This is a genomic window from Microbulbifer sp. A4B17, assembly GCF_003076275.1.
In the GTDB taxonomy this organism is placed as follows: Bacteria; Pseudomonadota; Gammaproteobacteria; order Pseudomonadales; family Cellvibrionaceae; genus Microbulbifer.
The window spans coordinates 1,325,538-1,345,437 of the sequence record NZ_CP029064.1; the positions used below are offsets into that span (position 1 = coordinate 1,325,538).

The 19,900-nt window shown below is 49.9% G+C and carries 16 protein-coding genes and 1 other RNA gene; 8 read left to right on the forward strand and 9 right to left on the reverse strand.

Annotated elements, in window-relative coordinates:
- The first annotated feature begins 99 nt into the window (after nucleotides 1–99).
- Entirely contained in the window at nucleotides 100–1,245 is a 1,146-nt protein-coding gene (ald, locus tag BTJ40_RS05885) for an alanine dehydrogenase (protein ID WP_108732212.1), read from the forward strand.
- A gap of 279 nt (nucleotides 1,246–1,524) precedes the next feature.
- On the opposite strand, the gene BTJ40_RS05890 is transcribed toward ald, so the two are convergent.
- The 3 genes from BTJ40_RS05890 to BTJ40_RS05900 form a co-directional block, all read right to left on the reverse strand.
- Nucleotides 1,525–2,877 carry a substrate-binding domain-containing protein gene (locus tag BTJ40_RS05890; RefSeq protein ID WP_108732213.1) on the reverse strand — a complete coding sequence of 451 codons (1,353 nt, stop codon included), beginning with the start codon at nucleotides 2,875–2,877 and terminating at the stop codon, nucleotides 1,525–1,527.
- A gap of 289 nt (nucleotides 2,878–3,166) precedes the next feature.
- Nucleotides 3,167–3,883, reverse strand: coding sequence for a 16S rRNA (uracil(1498)-N(3))-methyltransferase (locus BTJ40_RS05895; protein WP_108732214.1), 717 nt, complete (start codon nucleotides 3,881–3,883; stop codon nucleotides 3,167–3,169).
- Between the two features lie 54 nt (nucleotides 3,884–3,937).
- A complete protein-coding gene (locus BTJ40_RS05900; protein WP_108732215.1) occupies nucleotides 3,938–4,798 on the reverse strand; it encodes a 6-carboxytetrahydropterin synthase in 861 nt (286 codons plus the stop codon).
- A gap of 133 nt (nucleotides 4,799–4,931) precedes the next feature.
- Between BTJ40_RS05900 and ffs the strand changes: the two genes are divergently transcribed.
- Nucleotides 4,932–5,029: signal recognition particle sRNA small type (ffs, locus tag BTJ40_RS05905), an RNA gene on the forward strand.
- A 251-nt stretch (nucleotides 5,030–5,280) separates the two neighbouring features.
- A complete protein-coding gene (locus BTJ40_RS05910) occupies nucleotides 5,281–7,140 on the forward strand; it encodes a M2 family metallopeptidase (protein ID WP_108735188.1) in 1,860 nt (619 codons plus the stop codon).
- Between the two features lie 107 nt (nucleotides 7,141–7,247).
- Here BTJ40_RS05910 and BTJ40_RS05915 read toward each other — a convergent pair whose 3' ends face one another.
- The 6 genes from BTJ40_RS05915 to purM all read right to left on the reverse strand — a co-directional run bounded on the left by BTJ40_RS05915 (nucleotide 7,248) and on the right by purM (nucleotide 13,998).
- Nucleotides 7,248–8,564, reverse strand: coding sequence for a DUF1116 domain-containing protein (locus BTJ40_RS05915; RefSeq protein WP_108732216.1), 1,317 nt, complete (start codon nucleotides 8,562–8,564; stop codon nucleotides 7,248–7,250).
- Between the two features lie 2 nt (nucleotides 8,565–8,566).
- Nucleotides 8,567–9,340 (reverse strand): type IV pili methyl-accepting chemotaxis transducer N-terminal domain-containing protein, encoded by a 774-nt coding sequence (locus tag BTJ40_RS05920; RefSeq protein WP_108732217.1) that lies wholly within the window; start codon nucleotides 9,338–9,340, stop codon nucleotides 8,567–8,569.
- Nucleotides 9,341–9,838: 498 nt separating this feature from the next.
- The gene (locus BTJ40_RS05925; protein WP_108732218.1) at nucleotides 9,839–11,242 is read right to left on the reverse strand and encodes an outer membrane protein transport protein; all 1,404 of its coding nucleotides are present in this window, start codon (nucleotides 11,240–11,242) and stop codon (nucleotides 9,839–9,841) included.
- Nucleotides 11,243–11,486: 244 nt separating this feature from the next.
- Complete coding sequence (locus BTJ40_RS05930; protein WP_108735189.1) at nucleotides 11,487–12,191, reverse strand: DUF3108 domain-containing protein; 705 nt, start codon at nucleotides 12,189–12,191, stop codon at nucleotides 11,487–11,489.
- Between the two features lie 101 nt (nucleotides 12,192–12,292).
- Complete coding sequence (gene purN / locus BTJ40_RS05935; RefSeq protein WP_108732219.1) at nucleotides 12,293–12,937, reverse strand: phosphoribosylglycinamide formyltransferase; 645 nt, start codon at nucleotides 12,935–12,937, stop codon at nucleotides 12,293–12,295.
- Entirely contained in the window at nucleotides 12,937–13,998 is a 1,062-nt protein-coding gene (gene purM / locus BTJ40_RS05940) for a phosphoribosylformylglycinamidine cyclo-ligase (protein WP_108732220.1), read from the reverse strand. The genes purN and purM overlap by 1 nt, the downstream gene beginning before the upstream one ends.
- Before the next feature lie 277 nt (nucleotides 13,999–14,275).
- On the opposite strand from purM, the gene BTJ40_RS05945 reads away from it, so the two are divergent.
- The 5 genes from BTJ40_RS05945 (at nucleotide 14,276) to BTJ40_RS05965 (ending at nucleotide 19,752) form a co-directional block, all read left to right on the forward strand.
- A complete protein-coding gene (locus tag BTJ40_RS05945; protein WP_108732221.1) occupies nucleotides 14,276–15,373 on the forward strand; it encodes a DUF2066 domain-containing protein in 1,098 nt (365 codons plus the stop codon).
- A gap of 1 nt (nucleotide 15,374) precedes the next feature.
- Complete coding sequence (gene hda, locus BTJ40_RS05950) at nucleotides 15,375–16,088, forward strand: DnaA regulatory inactivator Hda (RefSeq protein WP_108732222.1); 714 nt, start codon at nucleotides 15,375–15,377, stop codon at nucleotides 16,086–16,088.
- Between the two features lie 249 nt (nucleotides 16,089–16,337).
- On the forward strand, nucleotides 16,338–17,270 hold the full coding sequence (locus tag BTJ40_RS05955) for a universal stress protein (RefSeq protein ID WP_108732223.1): 933 nt from the start codon (nucleotides 16,338–16,340) through the stop codon (nucleotides 17,268–17,270).
- A 127-nt stretch (nucleotides 17,271–17,397) separates the two neighbouring features.
- Nucleotides 17,398–19,215 (forward strand): DUF885 family protein, encoded by a 1,818-nt coding sequence (locus tag BTJ40_RS05960; RefSeq protein ID WP_108732224.1) that lies wholly within the window; start codon nucleotides 17,398–17,400, stop codon nucleotides 19,213–19,215.
- Nucleotides 19,216–19,356: 141 nt separating this feature from the next.
- Nucleotides 19,357–19,752 carry a cupin domain-containing protein gene (locus tag BTJ40_RS05965; protein WP_108732225.1) on the forward strand — a complete coding sequence of 132 codons (396 nt, stop codon included), beginning with the start codon at nucleotides 19,357–19,359 and terminating at the stop codon, nucleotides 19,750–19,752.
- Nucleotides 19,753–19,900 lie beyond the last annotated feature (148 nt).

Consider the following 19,900-nt stretch of genomic DNA (forward strand, 5'->3'; position numbering starts at 1 on the left):
TCCACTTCTTACCTGCTCTTATACTGGGGAAAACATAGAAATTAGGTACTCCTATTTTGATTAAGGCAGTACCGAGCGCACAGAGCGAGGAGAAGGAAAATGTTGATTGGCGTCCCGAAAGAGATTAAGAACCACGAGTATCGTATTGGCCTGACGCCGTCGAGTGTTCGCGAACTGATTGGCCACGGCCACGAAGTAATTGTACAGAAGGATGGTGGTGCCGCTATTGGTTTCCCCGATGAGATGTACGTTCAAGCCGGCGCCAAGATTATCGATACTCCGGAAGAGATTTTTGCCACTGCCGATATGATCGTCAAGGTAAAAGAGCCCCAGCCCCACGAGTGCGAAATGCTGCGCCCTGGGCAGGTTCTGTACACCTATCTGCACCTGGCTCCAGACCCCAAGCAAACTGAGCTGCTGGTGAAATCCGGCGCTACCTGCATCGCTTATGAAACCGTAACCGACCGCTTCGGTGGCCTGCCTCTGCTGGCGCCTATGTCTGAAGTTGCCGGTCGTATGTCTGTACAGTGCGGTGCCCACCACCTGGAAAAAGCCCAGGGTGGTCTCGGCGTACTGCTCGGCGGTGTTCCCGGTGTAGCTCCCGCTAAAGTCCTGATTATCGGTGGCGGTGTTGTTGGTACTAACGCAGCGAAGATGGCCCTGGGTATGGGTGCTGACGTTACTATCCTCGACCGCTCCCTGCCGCGTCTGCGTCAGCTGGACGATATTTTCGGTGGTGCGGTTCGCACTGAGTACTCCACTAACGATGCTATTGAAAAGCACGCACTGGAAGCTGACCTGGTTGTTGGTGCGGTTCTGATTCCTGGCGCAGCAGCCCCCAAGTTGCTGACCCGCGACATTATCAGCCGCATGAAGAAAGGCGCAGTTGTTGTTGACGTTGCTATTGACCAGGGCGGTTGTTTCGAGACTTCCAAGGCGACTACTCACCAAGAGCCTACTTACGTAGTTGATGGTGTCGTTCACTACTGTGTTGCCAACATGCCCGGCGGTGTAGCTCGCACCTCTACTATGGCCCTGAACAATGCCACCCTGCCTTACGCGGTAGCCCTGGCAAACAAAGGCGCCAAGCAGGCACTGCTGGACGATGCCAACCTGCTGGAAGGCCTGAATGTTCACGCTGGCATGGTGACCTACCAAGCCGTAGCCGATGTATTGGGTTACGAGTTTGTAGATCCCAAACTGGCTCTGCAAAAACATGCAGTAGCGGAAGACGCTGTAGCTTAATTGCCCCGGTGGCCGCCTGCGGGCGGCCGCATTGTAAATAAGCGGTAACGCGCTTGTTGTTGGGAAGTTTCCCCCGGAGCGCTCTTTGCGTTCCTCTCTGTGAGACCTGGTGGCGGTAGTCACCATATTGATAGCCGCGTGTATACGCGGCTTTTTTATGCGCGCTATTATTCCTTGATGAATTGTGCTCTGGCGAAGGTTAGCTTTTGACTTTAGGGAATTATCAGGGGAGGTAAGGGACTTCCTTGTCGCCTCACTGGGGGAGTGTCTAATTGAGTGTTAAATAATCCAGATTTCCACTCGGCGGTTTTTAATTTTTGCGCTGGAATTGTTGGAGGCTACCGGAAGGTAGGCGCCAAAGCCCTGTACGGGAGCAGTATTAATCTGGTGATCCCTTAGGGCAGAGCGAACCGTAACAGCGCGCAGCTTTGATAAAACGACTGAGCGCCCCTCGCTGACCTTTTCATCGCCAAACCCTATTAACAGCAGGCGTTTGTGATTATTCTCGGGCTTTTGCATAAAACGGACAAGTCGCTGGATATCCTGTTTTGCCTTGTTATCCAGTGAGGCACTACCTTCAGAAAAGCGAAAGTTGATACTCAAGCGCTCCGCATTTTCCGTTAATTTAAGGTACTCACTGGGCCCCTCTCGGTTGGCCTCAGGTTTAACCCCGATCGGCGTCTGGGCAACAAACCCAGTGGCATTTACCTGATCCTGGCCTTGTTCGCTCTGTACAAATTGTAGGAATTCCTGAGCGGCAGGTTTTAAACCATAGGCAGCGGTATAGAGGAATAGACGGCGGGAGAGGGGGTAATCCTCGGTTGCAATAGTCAGGTGTTCCGGAGCCTGTGGATGGGTATTGTTATCGGATACCGCAATTGCTTTGGCCTTTCGAATAGATGCCAAACCGACAAATCCAATACTGTTGGGATTAGCCGATATGCGATCCGATAATTGATCATTGGATTCAAAGCGCTGGGCGTTGGCTATAAGAGTGCGGTTCTTCCCGAGAACCAGACTCTTAAAAGTATCCCAGGTACCAGACTGGTTATCTCTTGCCAATACTTTGATACGTCCTTTCTGTCCGCCCACTTCAGACCAGTTGGTAATTTTGCCAGAAAAAATTGCAGCTATTTGTTGCAGGGTTAACTTATTGATGGGGTTTTGAGGGTGAACAATAATCGCCAGGCCATCGATGGCAATTACATGTTCTGCACCCTGGCCGCGCATATCGCCAAAGCGGCTCAGGGCTGCATGTTCTTTGTCTTTAATCGGGCGGGAAGCCATAGCGATATCTGCCTGGCCGCGTTCGAGGCCTTTAAAGCCCGTACTCGAACCGTGCGCTAAAATATCCACATAAATCTTATTGACTCCCAGGCTTGCCTGTACTCGAACTTCATTCTCTTTTCCCAGTGGGATTGTCTCCAGATTATGGCCACCACGGGCTTTCAGGTAATCATTAATCAGGTTGGGGGCTAACTTTGCGCCGACGGTATTTGAGCCGTGTAAGGTAAAAAGCAGGCCCGATGTATCGGGAGGGAAGCTAGTTTGTGCTGCTGAAGTTGCTGCTGCCAGGGTCACTCCGAGTAGGAGGGTAAGGGTTTGCTTAATCCGGCTTAAGAACACGCTCATAGTAACTCGACCGTAAGGTGGTAAAACGAGGGCGCAAAATATGACTTAATTGTGACAAATTGATGAAATATTAATTGCTAAATTACGCAAATGTCTCATCACGAGAGATAGGCAACTTTACTGGGTTTTATTTGAACAATTGAAGTATCGGCGGTTAAGAGTTTGTAAAAGCGGGGACCCCCTATTTGTTACGTACCCGTAATTGTTACGGTTGTGTCAATTTAAAAGTATTAATAAAGGGGTATTTCTCAATTGCACAATTGATCGATAGTTATCTGTACATTATCGCTCAACAGGCTGGGAACAGTCGGCTGATCAGCACCGGCAATGCAGTTTCTACACGTAAGATACGGGGCCCCAAGTGCACAGATTGGAAACCGACTTCCTGTAGTTTCTCAACTTCATAATTGATAAACCCCCCTTCGGGGCCAATTGCTAAAGTGGTTGGCTGTTTTATGTCCACAGGGCAAGCTGTTCCCCCCACCGGGTGAGCGACCAGTTTCCGAGACCCACTGGAGAGGTTGGGCAATTCATCTTCGACAAATGGTTTAAAGCGTTTTCGCAACAGAATTTCCGGCATTTGTGTATCGACGGCCTGCTCAAGCCCGAGCAGGCATTGCTCAAAAAGTTTGTCCTCTTGTAACCAGGGCGTTTGCCAGTAAGACTTTTCGACCCGGTAGCTATTTACTAATACCAGCTTTTTGACACCCAGTGCGGTCAGGTGCTGGATAACCCGCTTGAGCATTTTGGGGCGGGGCAGGGCTAAAACCAGTGTGAGAGGCAAGGGCTGGGGCGGGTCCATGGCCAGTGCCACTTCAAGCTCAACACTCTGATCATTGAGCGTAATAATCTCGCCACTTCCAATTTTGCCATTGAGCAGCCCGACACGAAGTCGTTGCCCCGGCGCTGCTCTGTGAACCTTGGCGATATGTTCCAGCTGGCGGCCGCCCAGGCGGACGCGATCAGCGCTAATAAAGTCGTGTTTTTGTAAAATAATCAGGTTCAAAGTCGGGCGCCTTGGTACTTCAGTTTATATTGGTGTCGGTGCTATGGAATTGGGTCAGCTCGTTTGAGCTGAAGCAATCGCGCCTTTGCCAATACCTTCGTAGGCTCTTACGGTTATCGCTTTCCCTTGTTCTTTTGCCGCCAGGTTATTAGCGATATATTGGGCCAGTTGCTCTACTGTGGTATCGCAGTCCAGGATTTCACATGCTGCAGCCGGGATCGAAAGAGTGAAGTTTCCCTGTTGTGCGCTGTAAGCGAAGTTATGGATTTGCTCACCACGATTATCGGTAGTCGTTGAAACCAGGTCCTCGCGAGTGCCCAGGTAGATATCTTCCCAGCGTTCAGCCCAGTATTTTTCCAGCTCTATATCGCGCTGGTCACCGGTAGTGATCTGGATACGGGAGCGGTGTCCATGGGCGATACGTTGGCAATTGCCAAGGTGCTTTTTCAGACCATGGCTGTAGTGATAGAAAGCATCTTCAATCACTTCACAATGAAAGCTGAGTTTGAGCTTTTCCACGCTGTCGGGGAAGTGGCTGGCCAGTTGCAGGACACACCAGGTGGCGACACTTTCTGCGGTAATTGCTTCGGCATCCACCAGGGCAAAAGCCTGTTCCGGGCCTGAGACGCTGATGGAAGCGCCGCTTTCCAGTAACCAGGTCATGTTAACCTGGTCTTCAGTGTGCTCCAGGGTTAATTGGGGCGAGCGGGTGGGGACTAAGAGGCGATGGTCGACCTGATCATCGAGCCAGTGCCTCAGTGTCTTTTTTACTATGCCAAAGTCGCAAACCATCCCCTGCTCATCCAGAGCGCCATCGAGGGCTGCATTTGCCAGCCAGGTTTCGCCTACGATGCCTCGTTTATGGTCGAGGTAGCTAAAGTCAACGTTGGTTAAATTATCGACAAACAAGTGCATGAGTAACTCTTTGCAGGGGTGAGATAGTAGTCGTTTATTATAACCTGTTAATAGGGCTGGATCTTATTCGTTTATGCCTCTATAATCGCGCCCTCTTCGGATGCACTGGCACCGAAGATCGTTGTGGCGGCCCTCCCGGTCCCCTCGCAATGAACAGCTGTGAATCCCGCCAGGCCCGGAAGGGAGCAACGGTAGCAGTGGTATCATGTGCCGAGGGTGTTGCTGGTTGGGCTGCCTCCAATCTCCCCCTTCTTTTTTCAAAAACAATTCCCCTGATAAATCCCCGCTGAGAGTGTTTTGCTCGGCCGTGTCCTGGGTTCTTGATCTTTTCCTTACCAAATTTTTTCCCGCAAAGACGATATAAAAGGGGATTTTGTGTCGATCTGGCTCGATCTTCGGCCTTGCCGTCGCTGATTGAGTGGGGCTTATGCTATAAACGGCGTCAACTATAAGCAGATCTAAAAATGATTCTTGAGGAGAAAATGAAAAAAATTGCTCTCTCGATAGCGGTTGCCGTTGCACTGTCTGCCTGTGACAGTGGACAGCAAGCTGCAAAGCCAGTTGGTGTAGCCCAGGCGACGGCAGAAACCCCGGCCAACAATTCCCAGCTGACAGCCAAAGATGCTCAGGCTTTTCTTACGGATGCCCAGGCCCGTTTGGAAAAAATGGGGCAGGAGGCAAGTCATGCAGCTTGGCTCGCTTCTACTTATATCAACATTGACTCCCAGTACGTGGAAGCTTTGGCCTCAGAGCGGTACACCACTCTGGCAGTAGAGCTGGCTTCAGAGGCGGCCAAATTTAACGATCTGGAGCTGGACCCGGACACCCGTCGCCAGTTGACCCTGCTCAAGCAGGGCTTGGTTTTCCCTGCACCGAAAGATCCTGCATTAACATCTGAGCTGGCGCAGATTGGCTCGAAAATGCAGGGCATGTATGGCGCTGGAAAATACTGCCGTGAAGATGGCGGTGAGGAAAAGTGCTACACCCTGACCGAGATGGGTCAGGTGATGGCGAAAAATCGCGACCCTGAATTACTCAAGGACCTGTGGGTTGGTTGGCGTAAAGTATCTCCTCCAATGAAGCCCTTGTATGAGCGTCAGGTAGAGATTGGCAACGCGGGCACCAAAGAATTGGGTTATGACAACCTGAGTGTATTCTGGCGCTCCAAATACGATATGGCCCCGGATGCCTTTGCAGCGGATATGGATGCCCAGTGGGGTAAAGTGAAGCCGTTGTATGAGGCTTTACACTGCCATGTACGCGCCAAGTTGAATGAACACTACGGCGATGATGTAGTGCCGGCGCAAGGTAAGATCCCTGCACACCTGCTGGGCAATATGTGGGCCCAGGAGTGGGGCAACGTCTATGACCTGGTCAAAGATGGCGATATGCAGGCGCCCTATGACTTGACCCAGCTGGTTGTCGATTCCGGCATGAGTGAAAAAGACATGGTCAAAGTGGGTGAGAAGTTCTTTACCTCCTTGGGCTTTGAGCCTCTGCCCGAAACTTTCTGGGAGCGTTCCCAGTTCACTCAGCCCCGTGATCGCGATGTAGTTTGTCATGCCAGCGCCTGGAATATGGATGGGCAGGATGATCTCCGCATCAAGATGTGTATCAATAAAACTGGTGAAGATCTGGTAACCATCCACCACGAGTTGGGCCACAACTTCTACCAGCGCATCTATAAGGACCAACCTTTCCTCTATAAGAATGGCGCCAACGATGGTTTCCATGAAGCTGTTGGTGACACTATCGCACTTTCCATCACGCCCAAGTACCTGAAGGAAATTGGCTTGATGGATGAAGTGCCTGATGAGAGTAAAGATATCGGTTACTTGATGCAGCAGGCGCTGGATAAGATCGCTTTCTTGCCGTTCGGTCTGCTTGTCGACAAGTGGCGCTGGCAGGTATTCAACGGTGAAGTGAAGCCGGAAGATTACAACAAAGCCTGGTGGAAACTGCGTGAAGATTACCAGGGTATCGCTGCTCCGGTAGAGCGCTCTGAAGAGAACTTCGATCCGGGTGCCAAGTACCATATCCCAGGCAATACGCCTTACGCTCGCTACTTCCTGGCGCGTATCCAGCAGTTCCAGTTCCACCGCGCGCTGTGCGAAGCCGCTGGTGAAACCGGACCGCTGCACCGCTGCTCCATTTACCAAAATGATGAGGCCGGTAAGAAGCTGCGCGCTATGTTGGCAATGGGTGCAAGCAAGCCCTGGCCGGATGCTATGGAAGCGCTCACTGGCCAGCGCGACCTGGATGCTTCAGCCATTATCGATTACTTCCAGCCGCTGATGGCGTACCTGGAGGAGCAGAACCAAGGTCGTCAGTGCGGTTGGTAATCTGAGCTTTTAATTTTGTCGGTATTAGAAAAAGGGGCTTTGCCCCTTTTTCTGTTTTATGCGCACGTGAAATATGAACCTTGGGTATTAGTTGTGAGGCTCAGTTATTAGTGGACAGGGGGTTGCTCTTCCTCTGAGTTTAGGAAGCTGGCAGCAGCATTTAAAAATGCTTCCAGTGGCGGGTGGAGAGACCCGGTACCGACTTGATAGCGGTTCATGCTTTTGTGGGCCAAGCCAGAATTAATTGTTGGTGTCGTACCGGTCCTGATAATTTTAAGCAGGTCGAATCCAAGAGGGGCGCCTCTCCCCTCGATGCCTGGAGTAACGACAAAGTCACTTTCCGAGTGGCAGATATCGTACATTTTCAGTATGTTGTCGATGTTGTCTTGGTATGTTCCTGAGAATATTTTGTGAGTGCCGCCAAAACCCATAGTCTCGGTGATGGCGCTGTCTCCCATGTCTCGATTGACATCTGCGGGAGTGATTCCAGGCATTAACAATCCATGGCCAACCCCAGCCAAGCCGGTGAACCAAGCTTTATCCAACCCTGAAACTTGAATACCAAATTCCGTCCCATTGCGAGCCATGGTTGTAATAATGCTGCTGTGAGGGATGCCGCTGCCTGCATCGGAAATAAGTTTGCAGGTGGCCATGATTGGGTTTAACGGGAATGTCTCATCCTTGTAAATTTGGTTCGCAATCTTTTCAATATCTTTTCGCTTTTTGCTGGCCCGAATAACCCCTGGCATTAAAATTCTGGAGAAAATCAGTGTTGCGGCATTAGTCATGACATGGCAGTCATCTCCCATAAGAAGACTCCGACCAATTATCGGTACGAAATCAATTCCGCCTTCATCTAGAATTGCTTGATTTAATACGGGAGCAATTTCGTCCTCTATCCAGCGAAGGTAATTGATTGCTGATTTATCGTAGACACCAAAGCGGATAGAGCTGCCGCGGTAATCGGCACGATCATCGCTGAGATTGGAGTAGGCGCGATTACCAGATAGCTTATCTTCGACAATATACACAGACATTGAATAGGTAATAATGCCTGCCATTGGCCCGACGGCATTGTGGTTATGGCAGGGCTCAAGATCAACCTGGCCTTCCTCCATAACCTGTTCGGCTTCGGCTTTATCTTTAGCGAACCCCTCATAAATTAGACCGGCAATTATTGCGCCCTTTAATGGACCTGATGCCCGTTGCCAGGTTATTGGAGGGCCGGCATGCAGAATTAAATTTTTTCGCATTCCGGGAATGTTGTCGCTCGCTTTACCTATCCCGATCAAAATCGGCACAGCCTGCTTCATGCGTTTAACAGATTCGTCATTAGCTTGCTGATTGAGTGCTTGGAACTCAGGGGTTGCCAGTTTATGGAGGATTTCTTCAGTGCTGGGCCTGAATTCAATATCTGTTCTCATCCCTACTTCCCTGAATTTAACAACTCAGCATATTGTTCAGTAATGACGTTCATATTGCGTAGCATCAGATCAGTGGTGCCAGTGATTACCTGAATTTGGCGCTTTTCAGATATTTTCATATCTCCCTCAAACCCCCGGCTGGCGTAACTCAGATGGTCTTTTGCCTTTCGTAGGTTGTCATTGATCTCTGGAGTATTGAGGGGGCTCTCCAATAGCTGGTTCAGTCGGTTGGAGTACTCGGAGAGATCTTCTTGCAATCCGGTTTCGGCATCATCTAAAGATACTTCCCAAAGTTTAGCAGCGTAGTTCTTGGCGATTCTCTGGGAGAGCATGCGCTGACGACCGGCGATATTAATGAGTTCGGCGCTGTTGTGGTTGGCGACTTGCTGGAGTTTGACCACATAGGTGTGGGCAGCAGAAAGAAGGGAGTTGCTACGCTTAAATAATTCGCTGGCGCTTTGTTTATTGACGGGTTGTGAGGCGACAGACTCAAACGCTTTCCATTCTCTTTCAACTTTAACAAGTTGATCTCTGATCTTTTCTGCGCCATGAAAATTACTTAGTTTTTCGTGGTTCTTTTTAAACTCGTGAATTGATCGGGCAAATACTTTTTCGTGGCGCTCTGCATCCGGTTGAATGCCACGCAAGATGTAAGTCTGGGTGATGCGTTGAGATAGCATTCTTTGTCGACCAGCCGTATTGATGGCGTCTCCCATAGAAAAAGCTGCGACATCTAGGCTTAAGATTAACAAGATAAATACTGCTGACAACTTCATGATTTTACTCTTGTAGTTTGACTTACTTCACAATTTAAGTGGGTTTGATGTTTGCAATGCATGCGTGATCCCTCTCGGTTAATGAGAGGCCGCAGAGGTATTGCGGAGTTATTCAGAGATCCTTGAGTAACAGTGATGTGAGGTTATAGGGGCTGCTTTCTGAATAAGGTGATTTTGAACAATATTGATAAGTTAAACAAATAAGCTCCAGATTCCATTGATTGAGCAAAAATAAATAATTTAAATATGCTGTTAAGAGATGTGATTTTGCAAACTCATCTGGTTTTAGGATTTGACGTTCCTTATATCAAATTTAAGGATGGAGATATCTAACCCTTTTTTTCGATGTTAACGCTTTGGTGGTACTTGGATTGGGGGTGAGGGGGAGCTTTCTGAGGAGTGGATTGTTGTGGGGTTTATGGGGGTTGATAATAGCTGGAAATAAAAAAGGCCCTACCAGGGGTAGAGCCTTCGTATTACCAAGCGTGGTAAGGGGGCTTAGAACTGATAGTTCAGAGCCAAGCTGAACAGGTAAGCTTCGGTCTTGGTGGTGCCGCCGTCGAAGTAGGTAATCAGGGCGTCACTAATGTTGTTAGCTTCCTGAATAACTTCGTCATCACCCCAGATATAGGCGAAAGCACCATCAACAGTGAGTTTGTCTGTCAGTGAGTAGGTACCACCAACAGTCAGCCACTGGCGATCAGTGTCAGGGATTGACAGTGTCCGCCAGGTAATCGGGAGGTCTTCATCCACTAATGCTGAGAGTTCTTCAGTTTCCTCTCTGTTCAAACCGTCGCGCGCAGCGCCTTGGTCGTAGGCGTAACCAAAGCGGAAGGTCCACTCGTCATTGCAGTAGTATTCACCGGCGATGCTGAAGCGAGAACCGCTCTTAAAGTTTTCTTCTTTCAGCAGCAGTGGGTTGAACTCTTCACCGGCGGAAGGAATAAAGGCTTCAAGGCGCTCGAAACGGTCCCAGTTGGTCCACATGTAACCCAGCGCAAGACCCCAATTGTTGTTGAAGCGATGGTAGAAACCCAGCTCCAGAGTATCTGGCAGGTTCAGGGTCAGGTTGCCGGAAGTGTCGTCAAACGGGTCCAGTGGGCTCGGGGCAATGTCGGAGCTAATTTCACCTTTAATCTTGGGATCGTACTTGGCGTGGTAAGAAATACCGGCGCGAGTGTTATCGCTGATGCGCCACAGGCCGCCAATGGTCCAGCTCAGGTCCCAGGCATCCCCTTTTACGTCCAGCACGGTGGCGCCGGCGGGGTTAAACCCAAAAACAGGCTCTACAACGTCACCGAGCAGGAAATCATCGGGGAAGGTAGTGTTCAGCTCTGCATCGACGTAGAAGATATTGGCCGCAATACCAACGCTGAACTGATCATTAAAGTCATAGGCCACAGAAGGTTGGATATTAACAGTCAGCAAAGAGGTTTTATTCGCGATAGTGGTTGCTGCGAAGCTATCCGGGAAGTCAGTTTCCAGGCCGAAATCAGTATACATGGCCAGGCCCCAGGACCATTCATCATTGATAGGGGCAGCCAGGTAGCCATTGGGGATTACTGCACTGGTGGCGTAGTCTTTGGCGCTTGCTGGTGTAGTGGCTGATATGTAACCCGTCTCTGGGCTTCCTACGAAATAGGTCACGTCACCATCTACATCGATCTCGGGGTCAACGTAAGTAGCACCAAGAGAAATGGTGTAGGTGTTGAACAATGCTGAGCCCGCTGGGTTACGAGCCAAAATTGCGGCGTTGTCGCCGATGGTGTTTTCGGCGGCAAAAGCACGGCCAAGGCCTGATGCACTGGTTTCCTGCAAGTAGAAACCTGCAGCCATAGCGCCTTGGGAAACGGAGCTGATCGCTGCGGCCAGAACTGCGTGTCGCAGGTAATTTTTATTCATGAGAACCCATCTCTAAGTCTGCTGATTACTGAAAGCCATAAACAGGTTGGAACAAACTCTGCTATAGCAGGAAGGCCTTTAGACTTATATAAGTACCTTCCACTTCCGTAGCAAATCCCTTACTAAAAAGTCTAGCAATATGACATTGCCCTAGTGAGGGAGAGGAGTGACTTTATAAAGACAATGGGGACAAAAAGCTATCCAAGTCGACGGATTTTTTTTCATTACTCGAAAATGTGGCCATTTATTGGCTGGCAGCGACTTTTTCTCCGTTGATGGATAAATTTGTCAGGTTGATTTGATATCTTTTGCCATTTTCTTCTCTTTGAATAAGTTTCACCAGAGCGTAGTTCCATTGAGGCGCGATCCAGACAGTTGTCTCTCTCCCTGAGTCCTTACTTCTCACCCGAGCGACTTTAATTGTCTCCACCGGACCCAGGGGCGTTTTTAAGGTTTCAGTGCCAACCTGATTGAATTTGTAGTCGCGGATTTTTTTGCCATCGGCAACTTTGTACTGCAGGTCTGTTTTTCCTGCGGCGATGTCCAGCGCCAGTTGGATTTGGTAGCTCACTTTATCGAGAATATTTGGCGGCGCATCTTCAAGGTTCCGTTCTGGGTTGTGGACGTTGAGGACCAAACCTTTTGAGGGTTCGAAGTTGAGGGCGGTGGTGCGGTCACGGCCTAGGCCTTTGCGGCGATACTCGTAATGATGGGGTGTAATATGGCCGCCCTGGCTGGTAAAACGAGAGTATTCTTTAATACTGGCGAATAGAGCGCTGCTATCAAAATCCAGGCGCCAGTTTCCATCCTGGCCGGATAATTCCCGGGTGGCGGTAATACTGATCCCGTTAAATCGGGCAGCGTAGGTGGCTTTGAAAGGTTCCAGCTCAGCGGCAATTGCTTGGCCGGTTATCAAAAAAAGAAACAGAAAAGTAGAAAGAAGGCGCACTGTGATATCCCACAAAAAACTGAACCCTCTTGAATACTAGCTGGCGAGGCGCGCAAAGTACATTGAAGGACTTTTACCCTGCCAGCTAACAAGGGTTGGTTTTATGCGGAAACTTGCACCCCGTGATGGGGTAATAATTCACCATCAAACCGAACTCGATCATCAGCCATTTGCAGGCGTTGCTGGGCAAACCAGGTAACCGCCATGGGGTAAATGATGTGTTCTTGAATCTGCACTCGCTTTGCCAGCAGCTCTGGAGTGTCTCCTTCCTTTACAGGAACAATGGCTTGGACGATAGGTGGGCCGCCATCGAGTTCCTCGGTGACAAAATGCACGGTTACGCCGTGTTCTTTGTCCCCGGCTTCCAGCGCCCGCTTGTGGGTATGCAGGCCCTGGTATTTGGGCAATAGGGAAGGGTGGATATTGATCAGGCGGCCGCTGTAGTGGCGCACAAAGTCGGGCGTCAAAATACGCATAAACCCAGCCAGTACAACCAGGTCTGGTTTGCACTTGTCGATCTCTTCGATCAAGGCGTGATCGAAGGTCTCTCTGCTGGAGTAATTGCGGTGATTCACCACAGAGGTTGGAACGCCTGCCTGTTCTGCACGAGTCAATCCGTAGGCGTCTGCCTTATTGCTGACAACTGTGCTCACGGAAAAGGGCGCATCTACCTGCGCAGCGGCATCCAGCAGTGCTTGCAGATTGCTGCCACTGCCGGAGATCAATACGGCAACTCTACAAGACATTACAGCCCCGCCAGCTCTACAGCTTCTGCCCCTTCTTTGGCATCTTCGATGGTGCCGACAACAAAGGCGTCTTCGCCCAGTTGCTTAAGGGTTGCCAGGGCCAGCTCGGACTGCTCTTCAGGCACGCAAATTACCATACCAACGCCGCAGTTAAAGGTGCGGTACATCTCGCGGCTATCGATATTGCCTGCGTCGCGCAGCCAGTTAAATACGGGGGGCATTTCCCAACTGGTGACATCTATACATGCGCTGCAGCCTTCGGGCAGTACGCGGGGCAGGTTTTCCAGTAAGCCGCCACCGGTGATATGGCTGAGTGCGTTTACCTGGCAGGTCTTCATTAATTGCAGCAGGTTTTTAACGTAGATACGAGTCGGGGCCATCAAGGCTTTGGCCAGGGTTTCACCACCGATATTCTGCTGGAGGTCGGCATCGCTGACTTCGAGAACCTTGCGGATCAGGGAGTAACCATTGGAATGTGGGCCGCTGGAGGCCAGGCCGATCAATACGTCGCCAGCTTTAACCTTGCTGCCGTCGATGATTTCGGATTTTTCTACAACACCGGTACAGAAGCCTGCCAGGTCGTAGTCATCTCCCTCGTACATGCCGGGCATTTCTGCGGTTTCGCCGCCAACCAGTGCACAGCCTGACAGCTCGCAGCCTTTGCCAATACCGGTAACGACTTCTGCAGCAATATCGACATTCAGTTTGCCAGTTGCGTAGTAGTCGAGGAAGAAGAGTGGCTCGGCACCGGCGACAATCAGATCGTTGACACACATGGCGACCAGGTCGATACCGATGGTGTCGTGGATACCCAGATCCATCGCCAGGCGCAATTTGGTACCCACGCCATCAGTGCCGGAAACCAGGACTGGCTCTTTATAGCCACTTGGGAGTTCACACAGGGCGCCGAATCCTCCCAGTCCACCCATTACCTCGGGACGGGATGTGCGTTTGGCGACATTTTTGATGCGCTCTACCAATGCATTACCTGCATCGATATCGACACCGGCATCTTTATAAGAAAGGGATGTTTGCGTAGATTGCGGCTTGGAATCGCTCATGATTCTTCCTGCGGTGGGTATTCGAAGGGCGCGTATTCTATCTGGGTCTTGCCTCGGTAGCCACGCCCAGACGGCATCTCAAAGGGGGATTTCGGCATTTTCTCGCCATTTGAACTGTGAAATCACTCCGATAGTGAGAACTCGGGGCTGAGAGAAACGTCTGACGCTGATACAATAGCCGCAATTTTTAGTCCGCCCTAAAATCTGGCGCCTTGCACATCGATAATAAATTCTGCAAGCTCAGGGGCGGAAAATAAGAGGTTTGGAGAGAAGTCCTATGCACAAGCTGCTCCGGCAGGGATTGGTGTTGCAGTTGCTGGCTCTGGTTATCAGTGTCCTAGCCCTTCCGGTCCAGGCTCGAGTCATCTCGGATTTGTACGAAGTTGTCGAGGCTGTGTCGAGTCGCGGAGCCACGGATCGTGCAGCAGCCGGAAGTCGCGGCCTGGAACGGGTATTCGTGCGTGTTACGGGAGATGCCGCTGTCGGCAGTAACCCAAATGTGCAGTCCGTATTAAAAAATGCCCAACAGTTTGTTCAGGGGTATCGCTATACCCGTGAGGACAACCAGCTCTACCTGCATCTCTCCTTTGATCCCCAAGCGATCTCCCGACAAGTCAATCAATTGAATTTGCCAATGTGGCCTAATAATCGCCCCGGCACCCTGGTCTGGCTGGCGGTAGATACCCTGCAGGAGGGCCGCAGTGCGCTAAGTGAAGAAGTTACCCCTGAACTCTTTTCTGTCCTCGAGGCAATGGCTATCGAGCGCGGTGTCCCTTTGGATTTTCCGGTAATGGACCTCAATGATCAGCGCAATATGCCGCTGGGTGCCCTCTGGGCCCAGGATGAGCAGGCAGCTGAGCAAGCGGGTTTTCGCTACAGTCCCGATGCTACATTAATGGGGCGGGTGCTTCAGGCTTCTGGTCATCGCTGGCAGGCGGATTGGCTGCTGGTTCACGGCGGCCGAAGCTATGCTTTCGATACAACCGGTGGCTCCCTGGAGGAGGTTGCTCTGCGCGGAGTCAATCAATTGGCCAATATTCTCGCCCAGCGCTATGCGGTGTTACCGAATGGGCAGGACAATCAGCTGGGTGCTGTGATTGTTGAGCTGTCCGGCATCGATAGTTTCGCTGACTATGCGAAGGCATCTGGCTACATGCAGGGGTTGGCACAGGTCAGCAGCGCCAATCTGCTTTCTGTTGAGGGAGACCGTATGCGCCTGGCACTGGTCACTTCAGTGGGGTTGAGCAATCTGCGTGATACTCTGGCTCTAAACCATAAATTGCGGGCACAAGCGGACGGGGATGCCATTAACCTGAATGGATACCGTTCCCCCTTGGGCAGCGCTGATAATCCGTTGCGCTATCACTGGGATTGAGATGAGTATTCCGCAACAATTGCCGCTGGGGGTGTCCCTGCGGGATGATGCCACCTTTGATAACTTCTACCTGTCGGACTCAGATCCAAATCGTCAGGTAGTTGCGTTATTGCAGTCTTTTGCCAGTGGTGAGAATCCCGAATCTGTGATTTATATCTGGGGTGAGGCCGGCAGTGGTATCAGTCACCTGCTTCAGTCTGCCTGTCAGTGTGCAGAGGCCAATGGCCGATCTTTTCACTATCTTCCACTAGCAGACCTGATGGCCATGGACCCTGCCGTTATTCTCGACGGACTCGAGCGGCTCGATCTTGTTTGCATTGATGATGTCCATCTGCTGGAGGGACAGCCCGAGTGGCAGACCGCTATTTTCCATCTCTATAACCGGGTCAAGGATGGCGGTAGGCAATTGTTGATGGGAGCCCGCAAATCTCCCCGCGGAATGGATATTGCTCTAGCCGATTTGCAGTCCCGCCTGCATTGGTCTCTGGTGTTCCAGCTCAAAACCCTGAATGACAGCGATAAAGTTGCCGCCCTGCGCCGCCGCAGCCGCTTGCGTGGCTTTGATCTGCCGGAAGATGTGGCTCAGTACATATTGCACCGTGCGCCGAGGGATACACGAGCGCTGTTCCTGTGCCTGGAGGAATTGGATCGGGCTTCACTCATGGCCAAGCGCAAGATCACCATTCCTTTTGTGAAACAGGTTTTGGATATCTGATTTCTATACGGGCCCAGAACGATTTGCACTGGTTTCCTGAGTTCAATCGAGCGCGGTTGTTCTCCCTGATAGTGTCCTCTTGATTCACAAGATTAGTTTTCACTCACTTCGCCTCGATTTGCCTCTATTCTACTTATCTATTTCTTTGTGAAATCTGCTCTGCCGACGATAACAATCTTAAGCAGCGAGTGGATTTGCGGGCTTTTTGCCCCTGTTTAATTCCAAATATCTTTGGTTGAGGGCATTGTCATGCCAAACATTCATAAAATCCTGTACGTCAGCCATGCTGCTGAAAATGAGAGTGAGGGTTTGATGCAGGCTTTTGCGGTGGCGCGCAATCACCAGGCTGAGATTAAAGTGCTGCTGGTATGTCCGAAGGTTCCTGAGGGGTTTGAGGAGTTTAGTCGCCTCTGTGTGAGGACAATGCTGGATCGAGTCAGGAGTGAAATCGAGTCGGCCCGTGCTCATATGGACCTGGCCAAGGAAAGGACCAACCTGGAGATTGAGTCAGATTGTGGGGTTCGCCCTGCCGAGCGGGTGATTCGGCGGGTGTTAGCCGAAGGCTACGATCTGGTGATCAAGAATGTCGAAGGGCGCAATCAACTTAAGGGCTTCAAAGCAATGGATATGGACTTGCTGCGAAAGTGCCCCTGCCCGGTATGGTTGTGCCGACCTATCAAGCAAACTCACAGCAAGATACAAGTGGCGGTAGCGATAGATCCTGAGTGCGAGGATGGCAGTACTTACGACCTGGCAATTCGGCTGTTGCGCTGGTCGCGGGTACTCGCGGATAGCTGCAGCGGGGTACTCAATATCATTTCTTGCTGGGACTTTGATATCGATGAGTATCTGCGCCGGCATTTTCCCCTGAGTGCCTCTGAGGAGGAATTGGATGAGGCCACAGAATCAGCTCGCGCCCAGCATCGTTCAAAGCTTGATGTCTTGATACGTGCATCCGGAATTGAGGGGGAAATGCTTATTCACCATGTGGTTGCCCACCCGGATAATTTTATCCCGTTGTTGATTGATGAAAAGCAGCTTGACTTGCTGGTCATGGGAACTGTGGGGCGGGCGGGAATCCCCGGGTTTATCATGGGGAATACTGCCGAGAATATATTACAAAAAGTCAGTTGTTCACTGCTGGCCCTGAAGCCCAGTGACTTTATATCGCCGATTAAATAGATGTGAATTGCAGGTCGATTTCAGTTTGGCCTCTGCGCTAATCGGTTTATCGGAATTATTAATCCGGAGCATTGTGGCAACCCGCATACCGGGCCAGAATTACCGTTAGATAATCTGGAGAAATATAATGATTAAGAAAATTGCCAAATGGTTTGGCGGCTTATTCTTTTTGGGGGTTTTGGCAGTTTCTGCTTTTTTAGTGAATGCAGTTTATTTCAAACCCTGGTCTATCGATGTGTTTTTTGAGCGGGTATTTCTAAAGATCGGAAGTACTAGCCCTGAAATGCTGTCACAAATTAGGGTTCTGGAACAGTTTGGAATCGATGGACACAACGCACACCTCGATGACATATCTCAAGAAGAGCAATTGCGTGTTATTGAAATAATGAAGAGTGAGCTGGCGGTACTGCGCAGTTATGATCGAGCCAGCCTGGGTGGACAGCAGGCCATTTCCTATGATGTACTCGATCATCTCCTCAGTATAAAGGCAGGGGTTGAGCGCTGGAGATATCACGATTATCCACTTAATCAAATGTCTGGAGAACAGAATAGATTGCCGGAGTTTCTCGCCGAAGTTCACCAGATTAACAATATAAAAGAAGCCGACTATTACCTGTCCCGCCTGGGAGAGGTTGACCGTAAATTTGACCAGTTATTGGATAGTTTGAAGATACGGGAAGAGAAAAATATCCTGCCCCCGAGATTTGTTATTGATAGCGTTTTAGAAGAAATGCGGGGTTTTATCGCAGTACCGGCGAAAGAAAATATACTTTACACCTCCCTGCTAGAGCGTCTTAGTAAAATTGAAAACCTGGATAAGCAGGAGCAGGATCATATTCTCAGTCAGGGCGAGCTACTCATTGAAACACAAGTCTACACCGCGTATCAGGGGTTAATAGATTATTTTGATACGCTTCAATTAAAAGTTGTGGAAAATAATGGCGTTTGGGCTTTGCCAGATGGCGATGCCTACTATGCCTATCAGGTGCGTAACTTTACCAGTACAGATATTGCACCGGCAGAGCTTCACCGTACTGGTTTGGAAGAGGTGGCAAGGATTGAAGCGGAAATGACTGAAATTTTCGCATCGATTGGTAGAACCAGCGGCACTATTAGTGAGCGCTTTTCTGCATTGAATAATGACCCTCAATTTCTTTATGAAGATTCTGATTTGGGACGGGAGAGAATTATTGCTGACTACCAGGCAATGATTGATGAGATTGATGCTGGACTTGATGATTACTTTGATTTAAAGCCTAAAATGGGTGTTGAGGTTCGTCGAGTACCTGAATTTAAGGAGCAGGGCTCTGCGGGGGCCTACTATAACCCTCCGGCCATGGATGGGTCTCGTCCCGGTGTATTTTATGCAAACCTGCGCGATGTTTATGAGACCAAGAAATTTGGTATGCGTACCCTGGCATATCATGAAGCCGTGCCTGGACATCACTTTCAGTTGGCAATAGCGCAAGAATTAGAGGGTGTGCCGACCTTCCGTAAAATGGGATTGTTCAATGCTTACTCCGAGGGGTGGGCACTATATTCCGAGAAGCTTGCCAAAGAAGCCGGTTTTCAGGAAAACCCTTATGATGATTTAGGTCGATTGCAGGCTGAGATGTTCCGGGCAGTGCGCTTGGTTGTTGATACCGGGATACATTACAAGCGCTGGAGTCGCGAACAAGCTATTGAGTATATGCTGGAAAAGACCGGTATGACTGAAACGGAAGTTACTACTGAAATTGAGCGATATATGGTTTGGCCCGGACAGGCGCTGGCCTATAAAACCGGTATGCTGAAGATTCTTGAGTTGCGTGAGCGTGCCAAAGAAGCGCTTGGTAGCAAGTTTGATATCCGTCAATTCCACAATGTAATTCTCACGAATGGAGCTTTACCATTGGCTGTGTTAGAGCAGCAGGTAGATCAGTGGATAGCAGTCAAGGAGGGTTAGGGTTCACTATCGCTGACCATTTGGTTGTGAGAGTGTCAAAAGTGTAGCTCGATAGTTTTGAGCATCTTTACCACTAGAAAAGGTGAAGATGCCAAGAGCATATGATTTTAGGTAAGAGTGGTATTTGTAAGGGGTTAGTAAGTGCCGAAATCAAAAGCTATTACAATAGATGATGGATTTTCCAGAGTTAAATTTTTAAATGGAAGAACTCCTGAAACAACGGATGAGGAAGCTAAAGATACTTTTTCCCTATTGTCCGAGTATAGGGATGGTGGAATATATGTAGCACACTATTCAGGAAATAGCGAATGGGAAAGGCACACCAGTGGAGATGAGTTTGTTCAAGTTGTAGGTGGGGCAACGACTCTAATTCTTCTCATAAGGGGTGAAGAGAAACGTAACGATTTATCAGCTGGGCAAATATTGGTTATACCAAAAGGTGTGTGGCACCGGTTCGAAACGCCAGCGGGAGTAAAAGTTATGACTATAACCCCGCAGCCAACTGAGCATAGTGTCGCTAAGCCATTTGATACCTAAGAGGTAAGCTCATTCTACATACTGGGCGCTGTTAGTTTTACGGCATTCAAACTTAAGCTATAGGGCTGTGTGTGTAAGATGCAGGTAAACAAAGCATGTTGCATATTCCCGTGTTTATTTGTCCTTCGACTTGTTAGGTGTTCACTAT